The sequence below is a fragment of the Campylobacter sp. US55 genome, assembly GCF_004378955.1.
Lineage (GTDB): Bacteria > Campylobacterota > Campylobacteria > Campylobacterales > Campylobacteraceae > Campylobacter_D > Campylobacter_D jejuni.
Map to the genome: position 1 here is coordinate 55,835 of NZ_RYYF01000003.1, position 17,057 is coordinate 72,891.

The 17,057-nt window shown below is 29.4% G+C and carries 16 protein-coding genes and 2 pseudogenes; 8 read left to right on the forward strand and 10 right to left on the reverse strand.

Annotated elements, in window-relative coordinates:
- Positions 1–48: 48 nt before the first annotated feature.
- Positions 49–897, forward strand: coding sequence for a bifunctional methylenetetrahydrofolate dehydrogenase/methenyltetrahydrofolate cyclohydrolase FolD (gene folD / locus ELQ07_RS02915; protein ID WP_134224702.1), 849 nt, complete (start codon positions 49–51; stop codon positions 895–897).
- A 9-nt stretch (positions 898–906) separates the two neighbouring features.
- Positions 907–1,755, forward strand: coding sequence for a signal peptidase I (gene lepB, locus ELQ07_RS02920; protein WP_134224703.1), 849 nt, complete (start codon positions 907–909; stop codon positions 1,753–1,755).
- Between the two features lie 21 nt (positions 1,756–1,776).
- Here lepB and ELQ07_RS02925 read toward each other — a convergent pair whose 3' ends face one another.
- The 3 genes from ELQ07_RS02925 to fspA1 all read right to left on the reverse strand — a co-directional run bounded on the left by ELQ07_RS02925 (position 1,777) and on the right by fspA1 (position 4,684).
- Complete coding sequence (locus ELQ07_RS02925; protein ID WP_134224704.1) at positions 1,777–2,937, reverse strand: molybdopterin molybdotransferase MoeA; 1,161 nt, start codon at positions 2,935–2,937, stop codon at positions 1,777–1,779.
- Entirely contained in the window at positions 2,934–4,190 is a 1,257-nt protein-coding gene (gene murA / locus ELQ07_RS02930) for a UDP-N-acetylglucosamine 1-carboxyvinyltransferase (protein WP_070317176.1), read from the reverse strand. Before murA ends, ELQ07_RS02925 begins: the two co-directional genes overlap by 4 nt.
- A 65-nt stretch (positions 4,191–4,255) precedes the next feature.
- A complete protein-coding gene (fspA1, locus tag ELQ07_RS02935; protein ID WP_134224705.1) occupies positions 4,256–4,684 on the reverse strand; it encodes a flagellum-secreted nonflagellar protein FspA1 in 429 nt (142 codons plus the stop codon).
- A 93-nt stretch (positions 4,685–4,777) separates the two neighbouring features.
- On the opposite strand from fspA1, the gene ELQ07_RS02940 reads away from it, so the two are divergent.
- Positions 4,778–5,650 carry a DMT family transporter gene (locus ELQ07_RS02940; RefSeq protein WP_070317175.1) on the forward strand — a complete coding sequence of 291 codons (873 nt, stop codon included), beginning with the start codon at positions 4,778–4,780 and terminating at the stop codon, positions 5,648–5,650.
- On the opposite strand, the gene ELQ07_RS02945 is transcribed toward ELQ07_RS02940, so the two are convergent.
- The 3 genes from ELQ07_RS02945 to ELQ07_RS02955 are packed head-to-tail and all read right to left on the reverse strand — an operon-like array spanning position 5,637 to position 9,038.
- Complete coding sequence (locus ELQ07_RS02945) at positions 5,637–6,203, reverse strand: aminodeoxychorismate/anthranilate synthase component II (RefSeq protein ID WP_134224706.1); 567 nt, start codon at positions 6,201–6,203, stop codon at positions 5,637–5,639. The two genes, ELQ07_RS02940 and ELQ07_RS02945, sit on opposite strands and share 14 nt — an antisense overlap.
- Entirely contained in the window at positions 6,200–7,984 is a 1,785-nt protein-coding gene (locus tag ELQ07_RS02950) for a bifunctional anthranilate synthase component I family protein/aminotransferase class IV (protein WP_134224707.1), read from the reverse strand. Before ELQ07_RS02950 ends, ELQ07_RS02945 begins: the two co-directional genes overlap by 4 nt.
- Positions 7,974–9,038 (reverse strand): tyrosine-type recombinase/integrase, encoded by a 1,065-nt coding sequence (locus ELQ07_RS02955; protein WP_002916154.1) that lies wholly within the window; start codon positions 9,036–9,038, stop codon positions 7,974–7,976. Before ELQ07_RS02955 ends, ELQ07_RS02950 begins: the two co-directional genes overlap by 11 nt.
- Positions 9,039–9,666: 628 nt before the next feature.
- Between ELQ07_RS02955 and ELQ07_RS02960 the strand changes: the two genes are divergently transcribed.
- The 4 genes and pseudogenes from ELQ07_RS02960 (at position 9,667) to ELQ07_RS02975 (ending at position 13,797) form a co-directional block, all read left to right on the forward strand.
- On the forward strand, positions 9,667–10,329 hold the full coding sequence (locus ELQ07_RS02960) for a thiol:disulfide interchange protein DsbA/DsbL (RefSeq protein ID WP_134224708.1): 663 nt from the start codon (positions 9,667–9,669) through the stop codon (positions 10,327–10,329).
- Positions 10,326–11,135: a protein-disulfide oxidoreductase DsbI gene (gene dsbI, locus ELQ07_RS02965; protein WP_070317170.1), complete on the forward strand. Its 810-nt coding sequence runs from the start codon at positions 10,326–10,328 to the stop codon at positions 11,133–11,135. The genes ELQ07_RS02960 and dsbI overlap by 4 nt, the downstream gene beginning before the upstream one ends.
- A gap of 87 nt (positions 11,136–11,222) precedes the next feature.
- Positions 11,223–13,072, forward strand: a pseudogene (locus ELQ07_RS02970) (aryl-sulfate sulfotransferase).
- A gap of 83 nt (positions 13,073–13,155) precedes the next feature.
- A complete protein-coding gene (locus ELQ07_RS02975) occupies positions 13,156–13,797 on the forward strand; it encodes a thiol:disulfide interchange protein DsbA/DsbL (RefSeq protein WP_087705093.1) in 642 nt (213 codons plus the stop codon).
- A gap of 34 nt (positions 13,798–13,831) precedes the next feature.
- Here ELQ07_RS02975 and ELQ07_RS02980 read toward each other — a convergent pair whose 3' ends face one another.
- Complete coding sequence (locus ELQ07_RS02980; protein WP_044779283.1) at positions 13,832–14,818, reverse strand: c-type cytochrome; 987 nt, start codon at positions 14,816–14,818, stop codon at positions 13,832–13,834.
- A gap of 201 nt (positions 14,819–15,019) precedes the next feature.
- Here ELQ07_RS02980 and ELQ07_RS08215 point away from each other — a divergent pair.
- Positions 15,020–15,170 (forward strand): annotated as a pseudogene (locus tag ELQ07_RS08215) (hypothetical protein).
- Here the strand turns inward: ELQ07_RS08215 and ELQ07_RS02985 are convergent.
- The 3 genes from ELQ07_RS02985 to ELQ07_RS02995 are packed head-to-tail and all read right to left on the reverse strand — an operon-like array spanning position 15,148 to position 17,049.
- Positions 15,148–15,780 (reverse strand): hypothetical protein, encoded by a 633-nt coding sequence (locus ELQ07_RS02985; protein WP_134224709.1) that lies wholly within the window; start codon positions 15,778–15,780, stop codon positions 15,148–15,150. The pseudogene ELQ07_RS08215 and the gene ELQ07_RS02985 overlap by 23 nt on opposite strands.
- Complete coding sequence (locus ELQ07_RS02990) at positions 15,777–16,019, reverse strand: hypothetical protein (protein ID WP_002852415.1); 243 nt, start codon at positions 16,017–16,019, stop codon at positions 15,777–15,779. The genes ELQ07_RS02985 and ELQ07_RS02990 overlap by 4 nt, the downstream gene beginning before the upstream one ends.
- Positions 16,003–17,049: a DHH family phosphoesterase gene (locus tag ELQ07_RS02995; RefSeq protein ID WP_134224710.1), complete on the reverse strand. Its 1,047-nt coding sequence runs from the start codon at positions 17,047–17,049 to the stop codon at positions 16,003–16,005. The genes ELQ07_RS02990 and ELQ07_RS02995 overlap by 17 nt, the downstream gene beginning before the upstream one ends.
- Positions 17,050–17,057 lie beyond the last annotated feature (8 nt).

Consider the following 17,057-nt stretch of genomic DNA (forward strand, 5'->3'; position numbering starts at 1 on the left):
ATACAATTTTTACTTTAAAAAAGTGATTAAATTTATAGAAGGAAAATAATGACTTTGCTTAATGGTAAAGCTTTAAGCGCAAAAATCAAAGAAGAATTAAAAGAAAAAAATCAATTTTTGAAAAGCAAAGGGATTGAAAGCTGTTTAGCTGTTATCTTGGTTGGAGATAATCCTGCAAGTCAAACTTATGTAAAATCTAAGGCTAAAGCCTGTGAAGAATGTGGAATTAAATCTTTAGTTTATCATCTTAATGAAAATACTACACAAAATGAACTTTTGGCATTGATTAATACCTTAAATCACGATGATAGTGTTCATGGAATTTTGGTTCAGCTTCCCTTACCTGATCATATTTGTAAAGATTTAATACTTGAAAGTATTATAAGTAGTAAAGATGTTGATGGCTTTCATCCTATTAATGTAGGATATTTAAATTTAGGCTTAGAAAGTGGGTTTTTGCCTTGTACTCCACTTGGAGTTATGAAGCTTTTGAAGGCTTATGAAATTGATTTAGAAGGAAAAGACGCTGTTATTATAGGTGCTTCAAATATAGTAGGTCGTCCTATGGCTACTATGCTTTTAAACGCTGGAGCTACAGTAAGCGTTTGTCATATTAAAACCAAAGATTTGAGCCTTTATACTAGGCAAGCTGATTTGATTATAGTAGCAGCAGGTTGTGTGAATTTACTTCGATCGGATATGGTAAAAGAAGGAGTGATTGTTGTTGATGTTGGAATCAATCGTCTTGAAAGTGGAAAGATAGTTGGAGACGTGGATTTTGAAGAGGTATCTAAAAAATCTAGTTATATAACTCCTGTTCCAGGCGGAGTAGGTCCTATGACTATAGCCATGCTTTTAGAAAACACAGTTAAATCTGCTAAAAATAGACTTAATTAGGGAAAATCTATGGAAATTTTAAAGAAATTATATAAATTTTCACAGTCTTGGACTGGAACTGTAGTTATTGTTCTTTTGGTGATTTTTTTCTTTATACAAGCTTTTGTTATTCCTTCTGGTTCTATGAAAAACACCTTATTGGTAGGGGATTTTTTATTTGTTAAAAAATTTAGTTATGGTATCCCAACTCCTCATATTCCTTGGTTGGAAATTCCTGTTTTGCCGGATTTTAATAAAGATGGGCATTTGATAAAAGCACAAGGGCCACAAAGAGGAGATATAGTTGTTTTTAGAAATCCTAGAAATGAAAAAGAACACTTTGTAAAGCGTTGTGTAGGCACAGGAGGAGATAGAATAATTTATGCAAATAAAACACTTTATGTAAGAATGCATGAGGGTGATGAATTTATGAAAGAACATTATCCGAATGATCTTGTTGCTCTTGGAGGGCAAATTTATGTAAAAGAACCTTATAAACAAAAAGGTATTCATTATGATCCAAAAAAAGATATAGAAAGCGATATTTTACACTTTCTTAGTATAGGTGATTTTGCCATGTCTCCAACTTATATTAAAGAACTTGGAAATCATATAGGTTTTAGCGGCGGAAATGCTTATGTTTTTGATGTACCTGAAAATGAGTATTTCATGATGGGCGATAATCGTGATTATTCTTATGATAGTCGTTTTTGGGGTTCTGTTCCTTATAGGTTGATAGTAGGTAAACCTTGGTTTGTATATTTCTCTTGGGATAAAGATAAAAATGTTCGCTGGGAAAGGATAGGGCGTTTTGTTGATACCTTGGAAAATGATGAACAATATATCCATGATCATGATGATGAGGATAAATTAAGCTAATGTTTGTGAAAAACACAAACATTATATTTTTAAAAGCGTGATTTCATCACCTTTTTTTAATTCACTTGTATTTTCTTCGCTTATAAGTAAAAACTCACTTTTAATAAGTGGAAGTATCATACCAGATCCAAATTTATTTTCATTAAATGGTGTAAAAATATCTTTTTCTAAATTTCCTAAAATGAGATTGTTTCTTCCACTTTTAAGCTTTAAATCCATACCCATTGTAGCATGAAATTTTAAAGGATTGTCTAGGCTTCCACTTAATAAAGCAATAATTTTTTTAGCAAAAATAAAACAAGAAAGATAAGCTGCCATAGGATTTCCTGGTAAAATCAATACGAAATTTTCACCTTTTCTATAAAGCTTAGTAGGTCTTGCAGGGCGTGCTTTTAGTCCTTTAAAAAGCGGAGTAAAGCCTAATTTATCTAAAGCTTTTTCCATAAAATCAGCCTCGCCAACGCTTGCACCTCCTGAAGTGATTAAAAGATCAAAATTTGTATTTTCTAAAGCCTCTTTAGTGCTTTTAAAATCATCTTTAATAATACCCAAATAAGAAGCATTTTGAAGCATGGTTAGTAAAGGCAAAGCATTGGCATTATAAATACTTTCTTCATCGCATTCTTGCCAAGGTTCTTTTAGCTCATTTCCACTTGAAAAAATACCTATGCGAATTTTTCTTATGACTTCTATTTTATAAAGCCCTTGAGAAGCAAGCAGGGCGATATGTTTATCATTAAGTTTGGTGCCTTTTCGAAGTAAAATTTCACCTTTTTTTAATTCTTCGCCTTTATAGCGATAGGCATTGTATTGTTTAGGGGCTTTTTTAATGATGAGTTTATTTTCTTCTATATACTCATCTTCTAACATTAAGATAGTATCAGCATTTTTGGGCATTTTAGCCCCTGTCATGATTTTATAGCATTCATTCTTAGCAACTGTATAAAAATTTTTATCTCCTGCAAAAATAGCCCCTTTAATCTCCAAAGCCTCATTGATATCAGTATAATTAAAAGCATAGCCATCAAGAGCAGCATTGTCAAAACTGGGTAGATTTTTTCTAGCGTATAAATCTTTAGCTAAAATTCTATCTTTTGCTTTTTCAAGGCTAATAAGTTCACTTTCATCTAAGCATGAAATTTGATCTTCTAAGTCTTTTAAGGTTTTAAAGATATTTTTCATTCTTCAAGCCTTGTGATTTTAGCCCCTAAGCCTTTAAATTTTTCTTCTAAATTTTCATAACCTCTATCAAGATGATAAATTCTATGGACTTTGCTTGTGCCTTTAGCTGCAAGAGCTGCTAAGATAAGGGCTGAAGAAGCACGCAAATCTGTAGCCATGACATCAGCAGCGTTAAGTTCTTTTCCGCCTACTATAGTAGCAATATGACCATTGAGTTTAATATCCGCACCCATTCTTAAAAGTTCACTTACATGCATGAAACGATTTTCAAATAGTCTTTCATCAATAATACTAGTTCCATTAGCTTTTAAAGCTAGTGCCATAAACTGCGCTTGCATATCGGTTGGAAAGCCTGGATATTCGCTTGTCATGATTTCTACAGGTTTAATTTCTTTAGCAGGAAGTAGGGTGATGCTATCATCTGCAATCAAAGTTTCAAAACCCATTTGATGAAGTTTTGCTAAAACTGCACTAAGATGAGTGGCGTTAACTTTATCTAAAGTAATTTTAGAATTTGTAATAGCCCCTGCACAAAGATAAGTTCCTGCCTCAATTCTATCAGGTATAACGCTAAATTCTTTAAATTCTAAAAGTTCTCCATCGCTACCATAAATTTCAAGTTCATCTGTGCCTACGCCTTTGATTTCAAGTCCTGCGTCTTTTAAAACTTCGCAAAGTTGAACTACTTCGGGTTCTTTTGCAACATTTAAGAGCTTGGTTTTACCTTTAGCTAGAGCTGCTGCCATGATGATGTTTTCACTACCTGTAACCGTGATTTTATCAAAAAGAATTTCATTGCCTTTTAAATTTCCACTAGCTACGACATAGCCTTGTTTGATTTGTATATTTGCCCCCATTTTTTCCAAGGCTAAAAGATGTAAATCAATAGGTCTTTGTCCTATGGCACATCCACCAGGCAAAGATACTTCACAATGCCCAAAACGAGCAAGCAAAGGCCCTAGAGTAAGTATAGAAGCACGCATTTTACGTACAATGTCATATTTGGCTATGGTTTGATTAAGAGTGTTTGTGTTTAATAAAGCACTATTGTTTTGAAAATTGACTTTAGCTCCTAAATTTTCTAGCAAAGATATAAGAGTTTTTATATCAGCAACATTAGGAACATTGTTGATTTTTACTTCATTTTTAGCAAGTATGCTTGAAACGATCAAGGGTAGGGCAGCATTTTTTGCTCCACTTATTGTAACATTTCCGCTTAGATGATTTGTGCCTTCGATTTCTAGATAAGTCATATTTTTCCTTGAAAAAGTTTAAAAATGCATCATTATAGCATTCTTAAACTTTTGAAAAAATATAATCAAGCTTGTTGGCTTTGGAGTTCTTGAATTTGAGCTTGAATAGTTGAAGCTTGGGCATTTAATGTTGCTATTTGACTTTCAATACTTTTGATTTGATCCTCATTAGCTTTAGACATTTTTGCAGTTAGTTCAACAATTTTTGCTTGAATTTCTGCAAGCTTCTGTGTTAATTCTGTAAGTTTATCTTCACTATTGCTGCTACTATCTTGTTGCGTGTTGTTTTGCGCGTTTAAAGCTTGAGCTGGAGCTTGAGAATTATTTTGATTAGAAGTATTTGATTTTTCTTTGGCTTCTTTGCTGATATTTACCTCTACAGCTGGATCTTGCGCTAAAGTGTTTTGTTCTTGATTTTTAGAGTTTTGATTTTCTTCGTTTGAGTTGACTTTAACATATTGACTCAAGCTATTTAAGGAATTGTTAATTTGCATATTTTCTCCTTAATTTATAATATATATTACACTAAATCGACATTATTTTAAAAAATATACTATAATTTAAAATAATTTTTATTAAGGTTTGCAATGGGCGTATTTTTAGTTCTTTTGGGAGGTATTTTTTGGGCTATTAGCGGTGTTTTAGCTGAATACCTTTTTAAAAATAATTATAGCGTAGATTGGGTTTGTTTTTATAGGCTTTTATCTACAGGGTTGATTTTGATTTTTTTAAGTTTTAAAGCTCAAAAGATTTTAGTTTTTACAAATTTAAAAGAAAGCTTAAGTATTTGTATGTTTGGATTTTTTGGGCTTTTGCTAACACAATTTGGTTATTTTAAGGCTATTTATTATACCGATGCTGGAACTGCAACTATGATACAATATTGTGCACCTTTGATTATAATGCTTTATTTGTGCTTTAAAAATAAAAAATTTCCTAAATTGATAGAAATTTTGGCTTTGATTTTGATTATTTTTGCTTTGTTTTTGCTTGCAACTAAAGGAGATATTGAAGCGGTGGTTTTAAATTATTGGGGTATTTTTTGGGCTGTTATAGGAGCTTTTGGGGTTGCTTTTTATTCTTTAAGCGCTAGAGAAGTGATATTAAAATATGGTCTTTTTTGGATAATGGGTTGGGCGAGTCTTTTTGCTTCTTTTGTATTTTTATTAATCTTGCAATTTGATAAGGGTTTAATTCACTATGCTTTTAACTTAAAAGCATTTTTTTCTATGGGCGGGATTGTCTTTATCGGAACTATAGGGGCTTTTTGTTTATATTTAAAAGGAGTGGAATATATAGGTGCTCTAAGGGCTAGTATGATTGCCTCTATAGAGCCTGTAGCAGCTGCTTTGATGAGTTTTTTATTTTTAAAAACCCATTATAGCTTGCTTGATATTTTTGCTTTTGCTTTAATTATATTGAGTGTTATTTTAAATGCAAAAAAGACTAAAGTTTCATAAAGTTTTTAAGTATTTTTTTACCTTTTTGAGTTAAAACCGCTTCAGGGTGAAATTGCAATCCATAAATAGGATATTTTTTATGTTTAATTGCCATAATGATATTTTCTGAATTACGAGCTAAAATTTTGCATTTTTTAGGCATAGAACTAATATGTAAAGAATGATATAAACAAATTTCAATTTCTTTTTTAATACCTTTAAAAATAGGATCTTTTTTAAAATAAAGTTTAGAAATTTTACCATGCATGGGATTTTGCATTTTAGAAACCCTACCGCCAAAAACTTCAGCTATACACTGATGCCCTAAACATATACCTAAAATTTTTTTGTTTTTTTTAAAATATTTGATTGCTTTTAAGCTTAATTTAGATTTCTTAGGAGAATGAGGGCCAGGAGAGATGATAAGATGAGTAAAATCAAATTTTTCTAATTCTTTAGCTTTTTTAAAGGCATCGTTTTTTATCACTTTACATTCAAAACCAAGTTCTTTAAGATAATAGATGATGGTATAACTAAAAGAATCATAATTATCTATAAATAAAATTTTCTTCATTGTAATTTTACCTTTTTTAAACCACGCACGGAATTAATGCAATAAATATTTTCTGCTTCAAATAAATCTTGTTTAAATAATGCTTTTTCTTTTATTAAACCAAGATTGACTAAGAAATTTCTATATACACCATTTAATATACCACTTTGAATTTGTGGAGTATAAAATTGAGCGTTTTTTTCTAAGATGAGATTGGTTCTTGAGCCTTCGCAAAGTTCATTTTTTTCGTTAAAAAAAGCTATGTCATAACACAAGTTTTGCTGCCATTTGTATGAGTGTTGATTATAAAAAGTACGCAAAGAGCTTTTGTGATAGAGATTGTCACTTTTTGAGTTAATTTTATCATCACTTAAAAGCAAAATATCGTTTGAATTTTGTTTTGAGGCACTTTGTTGAATTTCGTATCTTCCGTCTTTGTATAAAATAAGCTTTAAAATTCCTTCTTTATGTGGATTTTTAAAGGGTAGGGGAAAATTATAAAATAAAGAATGTTTTTTGTGGAAAATTTTTTCATCGAGTTTAAAAAGTGTAAAATTTTGATATTCTTTATAAGAACTTTTTTGGTTTAAAATATTATAAAAATCTTTAAAGAGCTTGTGAGTATTAAAATTAAATTTAAGAGCTGAATTTATAAGCCTTAATAAATGTTCTTTTAAAAATAAAATTTGAGAATTTTTAAAATACATGGTTTCAAAAAGATGAAAATCATAAGGATTTAAGATCGCGCTTTTAAGTTTTAATTCTTCAAATTCATCTTTGAATTTTGAGTCCCAAACCAAGCCACTACCCGTGCTATAAGTATAAATTTCATCTTGTTTTTCTAAGGTGCGTATAGCTACGCTAAATTTATTTTTATTTTTGTGTATTAAACCTATAGTTCCGCAGTAAATACCACGATCTCTTTGTTCTAATTCTTCAATAAATTTAATACTTTCAAGCTTTGGGGCACCTGTAATAGAACCACAAGGAAAGAGGGCTTTAAAAATTTGATATAAAGAAATATTTTTTTTAAGTTTTCCTTGTACGCTTGAAGTCATTTGATGTAAAGTAGGGTGACTTTGAATTTCAAAAAGTTTGGTTTTTAAGCTTTTTTTTGTGATGATTTTTGAAAGATCGTTACGCAAAAGATCACAAATCATAACATTTTCACTTAGATTTTTTGTATCATTTTGCAAGAAAATTTTATTTTCTTCATCTTTTATATGATCTTTATCACGCTTAATCGTGCCTTTCATAGGTTTTGTAAATATTTTTCTTTTTTTGGTTTTGAAGAAAAGTTCAGGAGAAAAGGATAAAATTTCTCTTGTTTCATCTTTTATAAAAGCTTTAAATTCAGTATCTTGTCTAGAAAGCAAAAGTTTAAAAAGTTCAAAAGAATCCATTTTGCTATGAAATTTAAAATTTTGAGTGAGGTTGATTTGATAAACTCTTCCTTTGGAGATCGCCTCTTTAACTTTAACGAAATTTTCTTTGTAATTATCTTGATCTAAAAAATTTATAAATTCAGGAATAAATTTTTCTTCATCGATATCCTCTTTTTGAAATTTTTTTCTTTTTTTAAAAGCAAAAACAGACAAACAAGCTTTTTTACTTGTGAAATTTTCATCTTGAAAATATCTATATAGCTCATAATCAGCAAGCATTAAAATATAAAAATCATTTTTATATTTTTCTATAAATTTAAAGCATTTTTTACTTTCTTTGTGGTTAAAGGCTTTTAAAGTATGTTTTAAATCATAGTAAAAATATTTACCAAAAATAGCATAGTTTTCAAGAGTCACTTAATTCCTTTGCAACCTGTGCGGCAAGTTTTAATTTATCATTATCAAAATGAGTGTAAATTCTTGAAGTGTTTAAACTTGCATGCCCTAAAGCTTCTTGAACTAAAACTAAATCTTTTTGTTTTTTATAAAGCAGGGTGGCAAAAGTATGACGCAACATGTGAGCACCATTTTTTTGTTTGCGAATTCCTGCGTGAAATAAAAGCTGTTCTACTATACGACTGACATAAGATTGAGTCAGTGGAGTGCCTTTTTTATTGACAAAAAGTAGGGCGTCTTTACTCATATAATTAATACTTACATTTTTAAGTAAATCGTAAATAAGTTCTTTTTTTATCATTACAACACGATATTTATTGCCTTTAGCTCTTATTCTTATGATATAAAGATCGTTTTCTTCGCTAATATCACCCATTTTGATATTGATAGCTTCGCTTACCCGTATGCCTGTAAAAATGATGATTTTAAGAATAAGTTTATTGCGTATGGTATTGTTTTTAAAATCTGCATTTTCAATAGCATCAAGAAATTTTTTAAGCTCTTCTTCACTCATAAATTCGGGTAATTTCACCCCTTTAGAACCTGCTATACCTGCCCAGTTTTTAAGATTGATATCAAAAATATGTGCTTTTTCATCTTCTTCGTTTTGCTTGTCTAAAAAATCAAAAAAATTAATCACAGCAATACGGTAATTTTTTTTACTTGCATCTGATAAAGCACCTGTTACACTTGCTAAAACTTCTACAATGAGTTCCTCATCAATCTGTTTTAAAGAGTAAAGCTTGTAAAAATTTAAATATTCAAACACTTTTTTTAAGGGGTTAAAATAAGTATTAACTCCACTTAAACCAGCATTTCTTGCTTTTTTTGCTAGAGCGTCAAGTTCTTCAATGTTTTTTACACCTTTTGTAAGGGCAAAATTAACTTCTGCTAAAGCTTGTGGATTTTTTAACTCTTTGTTAGATAGCGAATTGAGTTTAAATTTTACATATTTTGCCAGCCAAAATAAAAATGATTTTTCAAAATTTTCTTCACAATCTAAAGGGTATTTCATAAAAACTTTTCCTAAAATATAAATTTTTAGCTTTTTAATTAGAAAAGGTATTTTAGTATTAACTTAGTAAAAAAAAGCTTTTTTAGGAAAAAGTTTGTTTTGCATGCGAGGCAAAAAGATTAAAATATTTTTATTAAATAAATCTTATATCAATCATAAAAAGATGTGATAAAAGGTAAAAATATATAAAAATTATAATTTTGTATTGAAAACTGTAATTTTCAAACTTTTTTATATACACATAGATTATTCTATTTTGATATACTTTAATCTACTATTTTTCCATACTTTTATGATTTTACCTTTTGAGTGAAATAAACTTATCCACAAAATATAATGTAAAAAATTGATAATTTTATTTTGTAAATTAAAATTATATTGTACTTTTCTTGAAAACTATAAAGAATATTTAAAAATTAAATTATTTTATATTATTATCAAAATATACATAAAAATGATAACTTGTGCATTAAATTTTTAATCCCCCTATTCTTAATTTTTAGTTAAAGTAAATATTTTTTAGTTATAAAATTTTTTAAGAATATTTTTATTTTAATAGTTTTATAATATTTATTACATAAAAACTTAATAAAAAGTTTTGTCAAAACCAAATTTCAAGGAGAAGGTAATGAAATTTCCAGTAAAATTAGCAAGATCTATTGTTACATGTGCTTTTTTAGCAGGTATAAGTGCTAGCGCATTAAGTGAAGGTAAAGAATATGTAATTCTTAAAAATCCTATTGCTAACGCTGATAATTCATTGATTGAATTTTTTTCTTATCGCTGTACTCATTGTTATGATCATCACAAATTTAATACCATGGGTAAAGTTAAAGAAAAATTGCCTAATTTAACTTACAAATTTTATCCTGTAAGTTCTATGGGAGATTATGGAAGGCAAGCTAATGAAATTTTTGCTTTTGCGGCATTTAAGGATGGTGTAAATAAAATTGATCCTACGGATAAAAATAGCTTAACTCATAAAGTTGCTGAAGCTTATTTTAATGCATATTTTAAGAAAAAACAAAGATGGGAAAATGGTAAAAATCCTGAAGCTTTTTATAGTGTCGGTTTAAAAGCAATGAATGTGAGTAAGGCTGATTTGGAAAATTTCTTAAAAACTCCAGAGGCTGCAGAGTTTTTAAGAAGTTATGAAATTGCCAATCCTATTTCGCAAAATTATGGCACCCCTGCTTTTGTTGTTAATGGAAAATATCAAATTAACCCAAGTGCAATCAACTCTCCAGAGGCTTTGATTGAGATTACTAAAGAACTTAGCAAGCAAAAATGAGTTGTATAAAAATGAAAGATAATTGCAGAAATTTTTCACTTTCTAAATGGCAAGATACGCGCAAACCTTGGTTAATTTTGATTATAGTTACTATAGGACTTACTTGTATAGCACATTTTTTATTTCAAGAATATCTTTTTATGGAACCTTGCGAACAATGTGTGTATATAAGATTTGATATGCTTGTTATGGCTATAGGCGGTATGATTGCATTAATCAACCCTGCAAATAATATTATAAAAATTTTTTCTTATGGTTTAGCTTTTTATGGAATTTGGCTTGGCTTGGAGCATTGTCTAACTTTAAATCATATTCATGAAGTGGTTCATTCTGAAAATCCTTTTGCAGGTGTAGATGGATGTCGTGAAATTCCTATTTACCCATTTAATTTACCTTTGCATGAATGGGCTCCTAGTTGGTTTTTGCCAACAGGAGAATGTGGGATGGATACCCCTGTAGTTCCAGAAAATGCTTATAATCATCTTAATGCTTTTCAAAAATTTTTTATAGGAACTCCACCTAATTTTGAAAATGGGCTTTATAGCAATGGTTGGTATTTGATTCCTAGTTTAAAGTTTATGAATATGGCAATTTGCTGTCTTATGGCATTTTTATGTTGTTTTATTGTGCTTTTTGCAATGTTTATAGCCTATGTTTTAGATAAAAATAAACCTAATGCTAAAATTTTTGCATTGGTGATTGTTATTTTGGTTTTGGTGTTTAAATTTATAGGAGAACCAAAAAATCCAAATCAAAATATAGCTAGTTTAAATCATTTAAATCAAGTCGTTTTAAGATGCTCTTAAAATACGCAACACATTATTTTTGTTGCGTATTATTAAAATTTTATTAAGCTATTTTAGGATGGCTTAAATAATTTTAAAGGATTTATCATGAGACTTAGCAAAACTATTTGCATGGCATTTTTGACGGGTTCTACCCTACTTGCACCTAATGCTTTAATGGCCATGGGTGGTCCCAGTGGAGCGAAAATAGATTGGAAAATTCAAGGACAAATAGATGCGATTAAAATGAATCCTTATGGATTGTCTCCTTTGACCGCTATTATTATGGATAATGGTTACGTCTTAAGCGATATAAAAGTAACTATTGTTCCTAAACCAAATGGTCAAACTATTTCTTATAGTGTGATTTCTAAAATGGCTAAGACTTATGGTGGAATTCCTATTTTTGGACTTTATCCTTCTTATTTAAATACAGTAAAGGTAAGTTATACTAAGACTGCAAATGGTAAAAGTCAAAAAGTTGTTGATGAGATTTATAAAATTACAACTCCAGGGGTTAGCATAGAACCAAGTGGAAGCACTGATCAAAGAGGAACTCCTTTTGATAAAAATGGATCCAAAATTTTCAGATAGGCTATATTTAGTAAATAATGCTCCTGGAAAACAATCTGGCAAAGGCTCACAATCTGTATGGAATAATCCTGTAGGTGGTGCTATGGAATGGGATGAAAATTCAAATGTCTTTATCATAGATACCAAGGGTGAAATCAGATGGTATTTTGATAACGATAAATTAATGAACCGGGACAATATTTACAATCGTGGAATTATGATGGGTTTTCATCAAAACAAAGATGGAGCTTTAACTTGGGGATTTGGTCAAAGATATGTAAAATACGATATCTTAGGAAGAGAAATTTTCAATCGTAAATTACCTGTTGCCTATATAGATTTTTCTCATGCTATGGACAATATGCAAAATGGGCATTATTTATATTAAGAGTAGCTTCAGCAAATACTTTGCGTCCAAATGGTAAGCATGTACGCACAGTGCGTGATACTATTATAGAAGTAGATGAGAATGGTAATGTTGTTGATGATTGGAGATTGTATGAGATTTTAGATCCTTATAGAAGTACTATTATCAAAGCTTTAGATCAAGGTGCAGTGTGTTTAAATATAGATGCAAGCAAAGCGGGTAAAACTTTAAGCGATGAAGAGCTTGCCAAAATGGATGAAAGCGACAAATTTGGAGTATAGCAGGTACAGGTATAGGTAGGAATTGGGCTTATGTAAATAGCGTTGATTATGATCCAAGTGATGACAGTATTATTATTTCTAGTCGCCATCAAAGTGCTGTTGTTAAAATTGGTCGTGATAAAAAAATAAAATGGATTTTAGGGGCACATAAAGGATGGAATAAAGAATTTCAAAAATATTTATTACAACCTGTAGATAAAAATGGCAAAAAAATTGTTTGCGATGATGATTATAGCAAATGCCCAGGTTATGAAAATGAAAATGGTGGATTTGATTTCACTTGGACACAACATACAGGCTGGAGAATTGATAGTAAATCAAACAAGCGTTATATCTATATAAGTGTTTTTGATAATGGTGATGCAAGAGGAGCTGAGCAACCTGCATTTGCGAGTCAAAAATATTCTCGTGCTGTAATTTATAAAATCGATCAGCAAAATAAAACTGTGGAACAAATTTGGGAATATGGTAAAAATCGTGGAAATGAATGGTTTTCTCCTGTAACTTCTTTAACTCAATATGAACCAGATAAAGATTCTATTATGGTTTATAGCACAACAGCTGGAATGGCTTGTGATCTTAGCAAAGGTGTAAGTCTTGGAGAGCCAAAACCTGAAATTGATGAATTTAACTGGGGTGCTAAGGAGCCTTCGGTTCAAATTTAATTTAGCGGTTCAGGCACGGGTTATCAAGTAATGCCTTTTAGCGTTGATCAAGCATTCAATCCTAAAAAATAAATAAGCCCAAAAATAAATTTGGGCTTATTTATTTTTTTTAAATAAAATTATCTTTGAAAATTTTATTTAATCAAGGATATAGTATGCGTAATTTTTTTTGCAAATTTGTTTTAGCGCTTGTATTTTGCTCAAGTTTTGCGTTAGCAAATAATAGTTTTATTACTCTTAATCCAAATTTACCCAACTCCGAAAATAGTGTAATAGAAGCATTTTCTTATAAATGTATACATTGTTATAATCATCATAAATTTGGAACCCTTGAAAAACTAAGAGAAGCTTTTCCAAATTTGCATTTTAAACTCTATCCTGTAAGTTTAATGAATGGAGATTTTTCCAAAGAAATGAATGATCTTTTTGCCTTTGCTCAATACAAAGATGAGCAAAATGGTAAAGACGCGAGTTATTCTGATAGTTTATCTCATAAACTTGCTGATGTTTATTTTGTTTCTTATTTTTTAAACAAGCAAAGAAATTTTTCGAATTTAGATGAATTTTACGACATAGGTTTAAAGGCTATGAATGTAAATAAAAATGAAGTATTAAATTTTTTAAACACCCCAAAAGCTAAAGAAATTTTAAGAGAGTTTCAAAGAGCTAATGATATAGCTAAAACCTATGGTACCCCTGCTTTTGTTGTCAATGGAAAATATCAAATTAACCCAAGTGCAATCAATTCGATGCAAGATTTAGAAGATCTAGTTAAAAAATTAAGTAATATGAAATAATAAATTTTTTAAGGCAATAAAAATTGCCTTAAAATTATTTTTTGATCATATTTGTATAAGGTCCATAGCGATGTTGGGTTGTAGAAAAGCTATCATCATAAGGTCCTACATCCATATCTAAAGGCTTAACCTTTCTATCTGGAAAGTCTTTATCTCTATTTGCTTTAATAGGGCGAGCTTGTGAATTCATGTAAGCTGCTACATCATAAGCATCTTCAAGACTTAAGTCAGGCGCGCCTTGAGGCATATTTTCTTTAATATAAGAAGCAGCTTTGATAAGACGATACATTCCAGCTCCTGTATTATAACTATCATTGCCCCAAAGTGGTGGATAAAGATAATACGCCCCTGCGCTATCCTCATTTTTAAGCCCTAATCCATTTTCTTGATGACAAACGGCACATTTATCCATATAAATTGCCTTACCTTTTTTAGGATCAGCTGCTCTCGAGATGAAATCTATCTTCTTAAGCCCCTGCCCTTCTATCTTAGCTCCTACTGGAACTCCTTGAGATAACCATTGCATATAAGTTAGCATGGCTTTCATTTCAGGCGCATCACTAGGCATTCTTTTGCCATTCATAGAGCGTTCAAAACAGCCATTGATCCTATCTGCTAAGGTAATTACTTTATCTCCTCTGGCATTATATTGTGGAAATCTTGCCCAAATTCCTACAAAACCTGATTGATTTTGTACACTTCCACCATTAGCATGGCAACTTGAACAAGAAAGATTATTTCCCGCAAATCTTTTTTTAGGATCTTTGGCCTGTGGACCTACATATTTGCTTGTTTCATTAAGAATTTTATTTCCCAAAATAACCATTTTGCTATATTCTGAATTTTTTGGCATTTTAGTTTCATCTATGGTACCATCTTCATTTAAAGCCTTAGGTAAATTCCATTTGGCAGTAGGTAGATCAATACCTGTTGCACTCTTAGTTTTTTCCAAATTTGGATCTAAGGCTAAAGCACAACTTCCACATAACAACAAAGTTAAAACTATAGAAAATTTATTCATCATTTTTCCTCCTTAAATTTGTCTAATTCGAATTCAGTATATAACTTTGCTTCAAAAAAGTCAATAAAAGTTAATAATATTTTAATAAAAAACTTTAAATTCTTAAAAAAATATTTATTTGCCTTATAATTAAAACTTTAAAATAAAAATAAAGTTTTTTTGATAAAATTGAAGTTTGCAATATTTTTAGAGGTTGGTTTAATGAAAAATTTAAGCATTCAAGAAAAAAAAGACTTAGATAACTGCGTTTTTCAAAATCTTGGAAGGCAAGATACTTTTACTTTAAGTGCGATTTTTAAAAATTTTTATTTAAAAATTAAAGCATTTATTTATTCTAAATAATACCACTTAAAATCTTTTTTTGTGTAAGAAAGATCTTTAAAAGAAGGCGATTGGATAAATAGTTTGCACTCTTTATCCAAATTTTCTATTCCGTATATTTTCATAGCCATTCTTGAGTCATGTCTTGTAAGTTCTATTCCAACGCAAGCTTGATTGTTGATTTTATAAAGCAAAGTACCACCATCTTTTTCATCTATATTTAAAACATCCAAATTCTTATTTTTACTCATATCTTTTACATCTTTACTAAAAGAATATCGGAGTTTATAATATATCATAATATCTTGCATGGTATTTTTCAAATTTTGTAAATTTTCATTAATCAAGTATCCATTATTTTTATAAAGTTTTAAAAAATCTTCATTAAGAAATTTTTGAAAACTTTCATCTTTAGATAATTTTTGACAAGAGTTATAGCTATTTAAAATTCTAACTTGACCAGCTTCTATTAAAAGCTCAAGGCAATCTTTATTTTCTTGTGAAAATTGTACTAATTTAACTTCTTGAATCTTAAAATCTTTGTTCGGTTTTTTTTCATAAGCAAAATCATTTAATTTTTCGTAAATATTAGCAAAACTTAAAGAATATAAACTAAAAAAAATTAAAATACACTTTTTCATTGAAAAAAATCTTTGTATTTATTTTTTAGAAATTCCACCACTTCTAAAATTTCATCAACCCCTTCTTTGTTGGAATTTTCGAGCACATTATCTATATTATCAATATAAGCTTCTATTGCATTTTCTAATTTTTCTCTTTTAACTCCAGCGTATAAAAGCATAGCTTCTAAAACTATGCTAAGCTCATATTGTAAATCCTCTAGTTCATTTTTTAAGGTTTTATTATTGTTTTGATTCATTGTTTTCCTTTTTAAGTTCTTTGCTTTTAATTAAATCAATAATTTGAGCCTTAATATGATTATAATTTACTCCATCTTTAAATGTCGCAAAAAGTCCACCACTAGCATTTTTATGTCCACCACCACCTACTAAATTTTTAGCCATTAAACTTACATCTATTTTTCCATTTGCACGAAAACTTAAGGTTTTTCTAGAACTAACATCAATAAAAAAGTCATAATCAGGATTTTTTACTAAAAAATCATTTCCAATAACAGAAGTATTGCCTATATTTGAAGTTAAGATGCCTTTATGGCCTTCATATTCTATACTGAAATTTTCTTTTAGCTCACTTAGTTTTTCAACTACAAAACAAGAAATTAAATTAGAAAGAGTATCATCATTTTTTCTGGCAAAATAATCCTTTTTTATAAAATGAGTAGCATTATCGAGTAAAATATTCGCATTTTCTTTTCCTATAAATTTCCAAGCCTTATCAAGCAAGAAAAACATATAATCGATTTGAGATTCTTTAAACATCACGCGATTTATTTCTTTTGCATTGGCAATCAAGCCTAAAAAAACCTTTCCAAGTTCAAAATTTTCATCCTCGCTTAGCCAAATATCAACAGCATTAACCACATCAACAAATTTTGAAAGTTCTAAAACAGGAGTGCAGATTTTAGAGAAAAAATCATAAACGATTTTAGTTGCACATCTTTTAGAATCAAGTAAATACCAAGAATATTTTTGAGCACATTCTTCGCCACTTTGATGATGATCAAGAAGAAAAATTTTAATATTTTTCTCTTTACAAATTTTTTCAAATTCTTCACATTGATTTAAATTTAAATTTAAATCTGTTATTAGAATAATAGCTTTTCCGAAATTTTCATCTTTTTCTATATCGCCTATAATAGAGTTAAAATTTTCATTAATTTCTTTACCATAATTAGAATTATAAAATTTCACATTTTTAAAATAAAAATTTACTACAAATTGACAAGCATAACCATCAAGATCTGTATGCGAAAGATGATAAATTTTCATTATATTCC

What these genes read in the sequence shown, in the direction of transcription:
- ELQ07_RS02940 (WP_070317175.1), top strand. Translation starts at nt 4,778, where the DNA reads ATGGGCGTATTTTTAGTTCTTTTGGGAGGTATTTTTTGGGCTATTAGC.
- ELQ07_RS02990 (WP_002852415.1), bottom strand. Translation starts at nt 16,019, where the DNA reads ATGAATCAAAACAATAATAAAACCTTAAAAAATGAACTAGAGGATTTA.
- ELQ07_RS02945 (WP_134224706.1), bottom strand. Translation starts at nt 6,203, where the DNA reads ATGAAGAAAATTTTATTTATAGATAATTATGATTCTTTTAGTTATACC.
- folD (WP_134224702.1), top strand. Translation starts at nt 49, where the DNA reads ATGACTTTGCTTAATGGTAAAGCTTTAAGCGCAAAAATCAAAGAAGAA.
- ELQ07_RS02985 (WP_134224709.1), bottom strand. Translation starts at nt 15,780, where the DNA reads ATGAAAAAGTGTATTTTAATTTTTTTTAGTTTATATTCTTTAAGTTTT.
- ELQ07_RS02980 (WP_044779283.1), bottom strand. Translation starts at nt 14,818, where the DNA reads ATGAATAAATTTTCTATAGTTTTAACTTTGTTGTTATGTGGAAGTTGT.
- ELQ07_RS02995 (WP_134224710.1), bottom strand. Translation starts at nt 17,049, where the DNA reads ATGAAAATTTATCATCTTTCGCATACAGATCTTGATGGTTATGCTTGT.
- fspA1 (WP_134224705.1), bottom strand. Translation starts at nt 4,684, where the DNA reads ATGCAAATTAACAATTCCTTAAATAGCTTGAGTCAATATGTTAAAGTC.
- ELQ07_RS02925 (WP_134224704.1), bottom strand. Translation starts at nt 2,937, where the DNA reads ATGAAAAATATCTTTAAAACCTTAAAAGACTTAGAAGATCAAATTTCA.
- ELQ07_RS02955 (WP_002916154.1), bottom strand. Translation starts at nt 9,038, where the DNA reads ATGAAATACCCTTTAGATTGTGAAGAAAATTTTGAAAAATCATTTTTA.
- ELQ07_RS02960 (WP_134224708.1), top strand. Translation starts at nt 9,667, where the DNA reads ATGAAATTTCCAGTAAAATTAGCAAGATCTATTGTTACATGTGCTTTT.
- dsbI (WP_070317170.1), top strand. Translation starts at nt 10,326, where the DNA reads ATGAGTTGTATAAAAATGAAAGATAATTGCAGAAATTTTTCACTTTCT.
- ELQ07_RS02975 (WP_087705093.1), top strand. Translation starts at nt 13,156, where the DNA reads ATGCGTAATTTTTTTTGCAAATTTGTTTTAGCGCTTGTATTTTGCTCA.
- murA (WP_070317176.1), bottom strand. Translation starts at nt 4,190, where the DNA reads ATGACTTATCTAGAAATCGAAGGCACAAATCATCTAAGCGGAAATGTT.
- lepB (WP_134224703.1), top strand. Translation starts at nt 907, where the DNA reads ATGGAAATTTTAAAGAAATTATATAAATTTTCACAGTCTTGGACTGGA.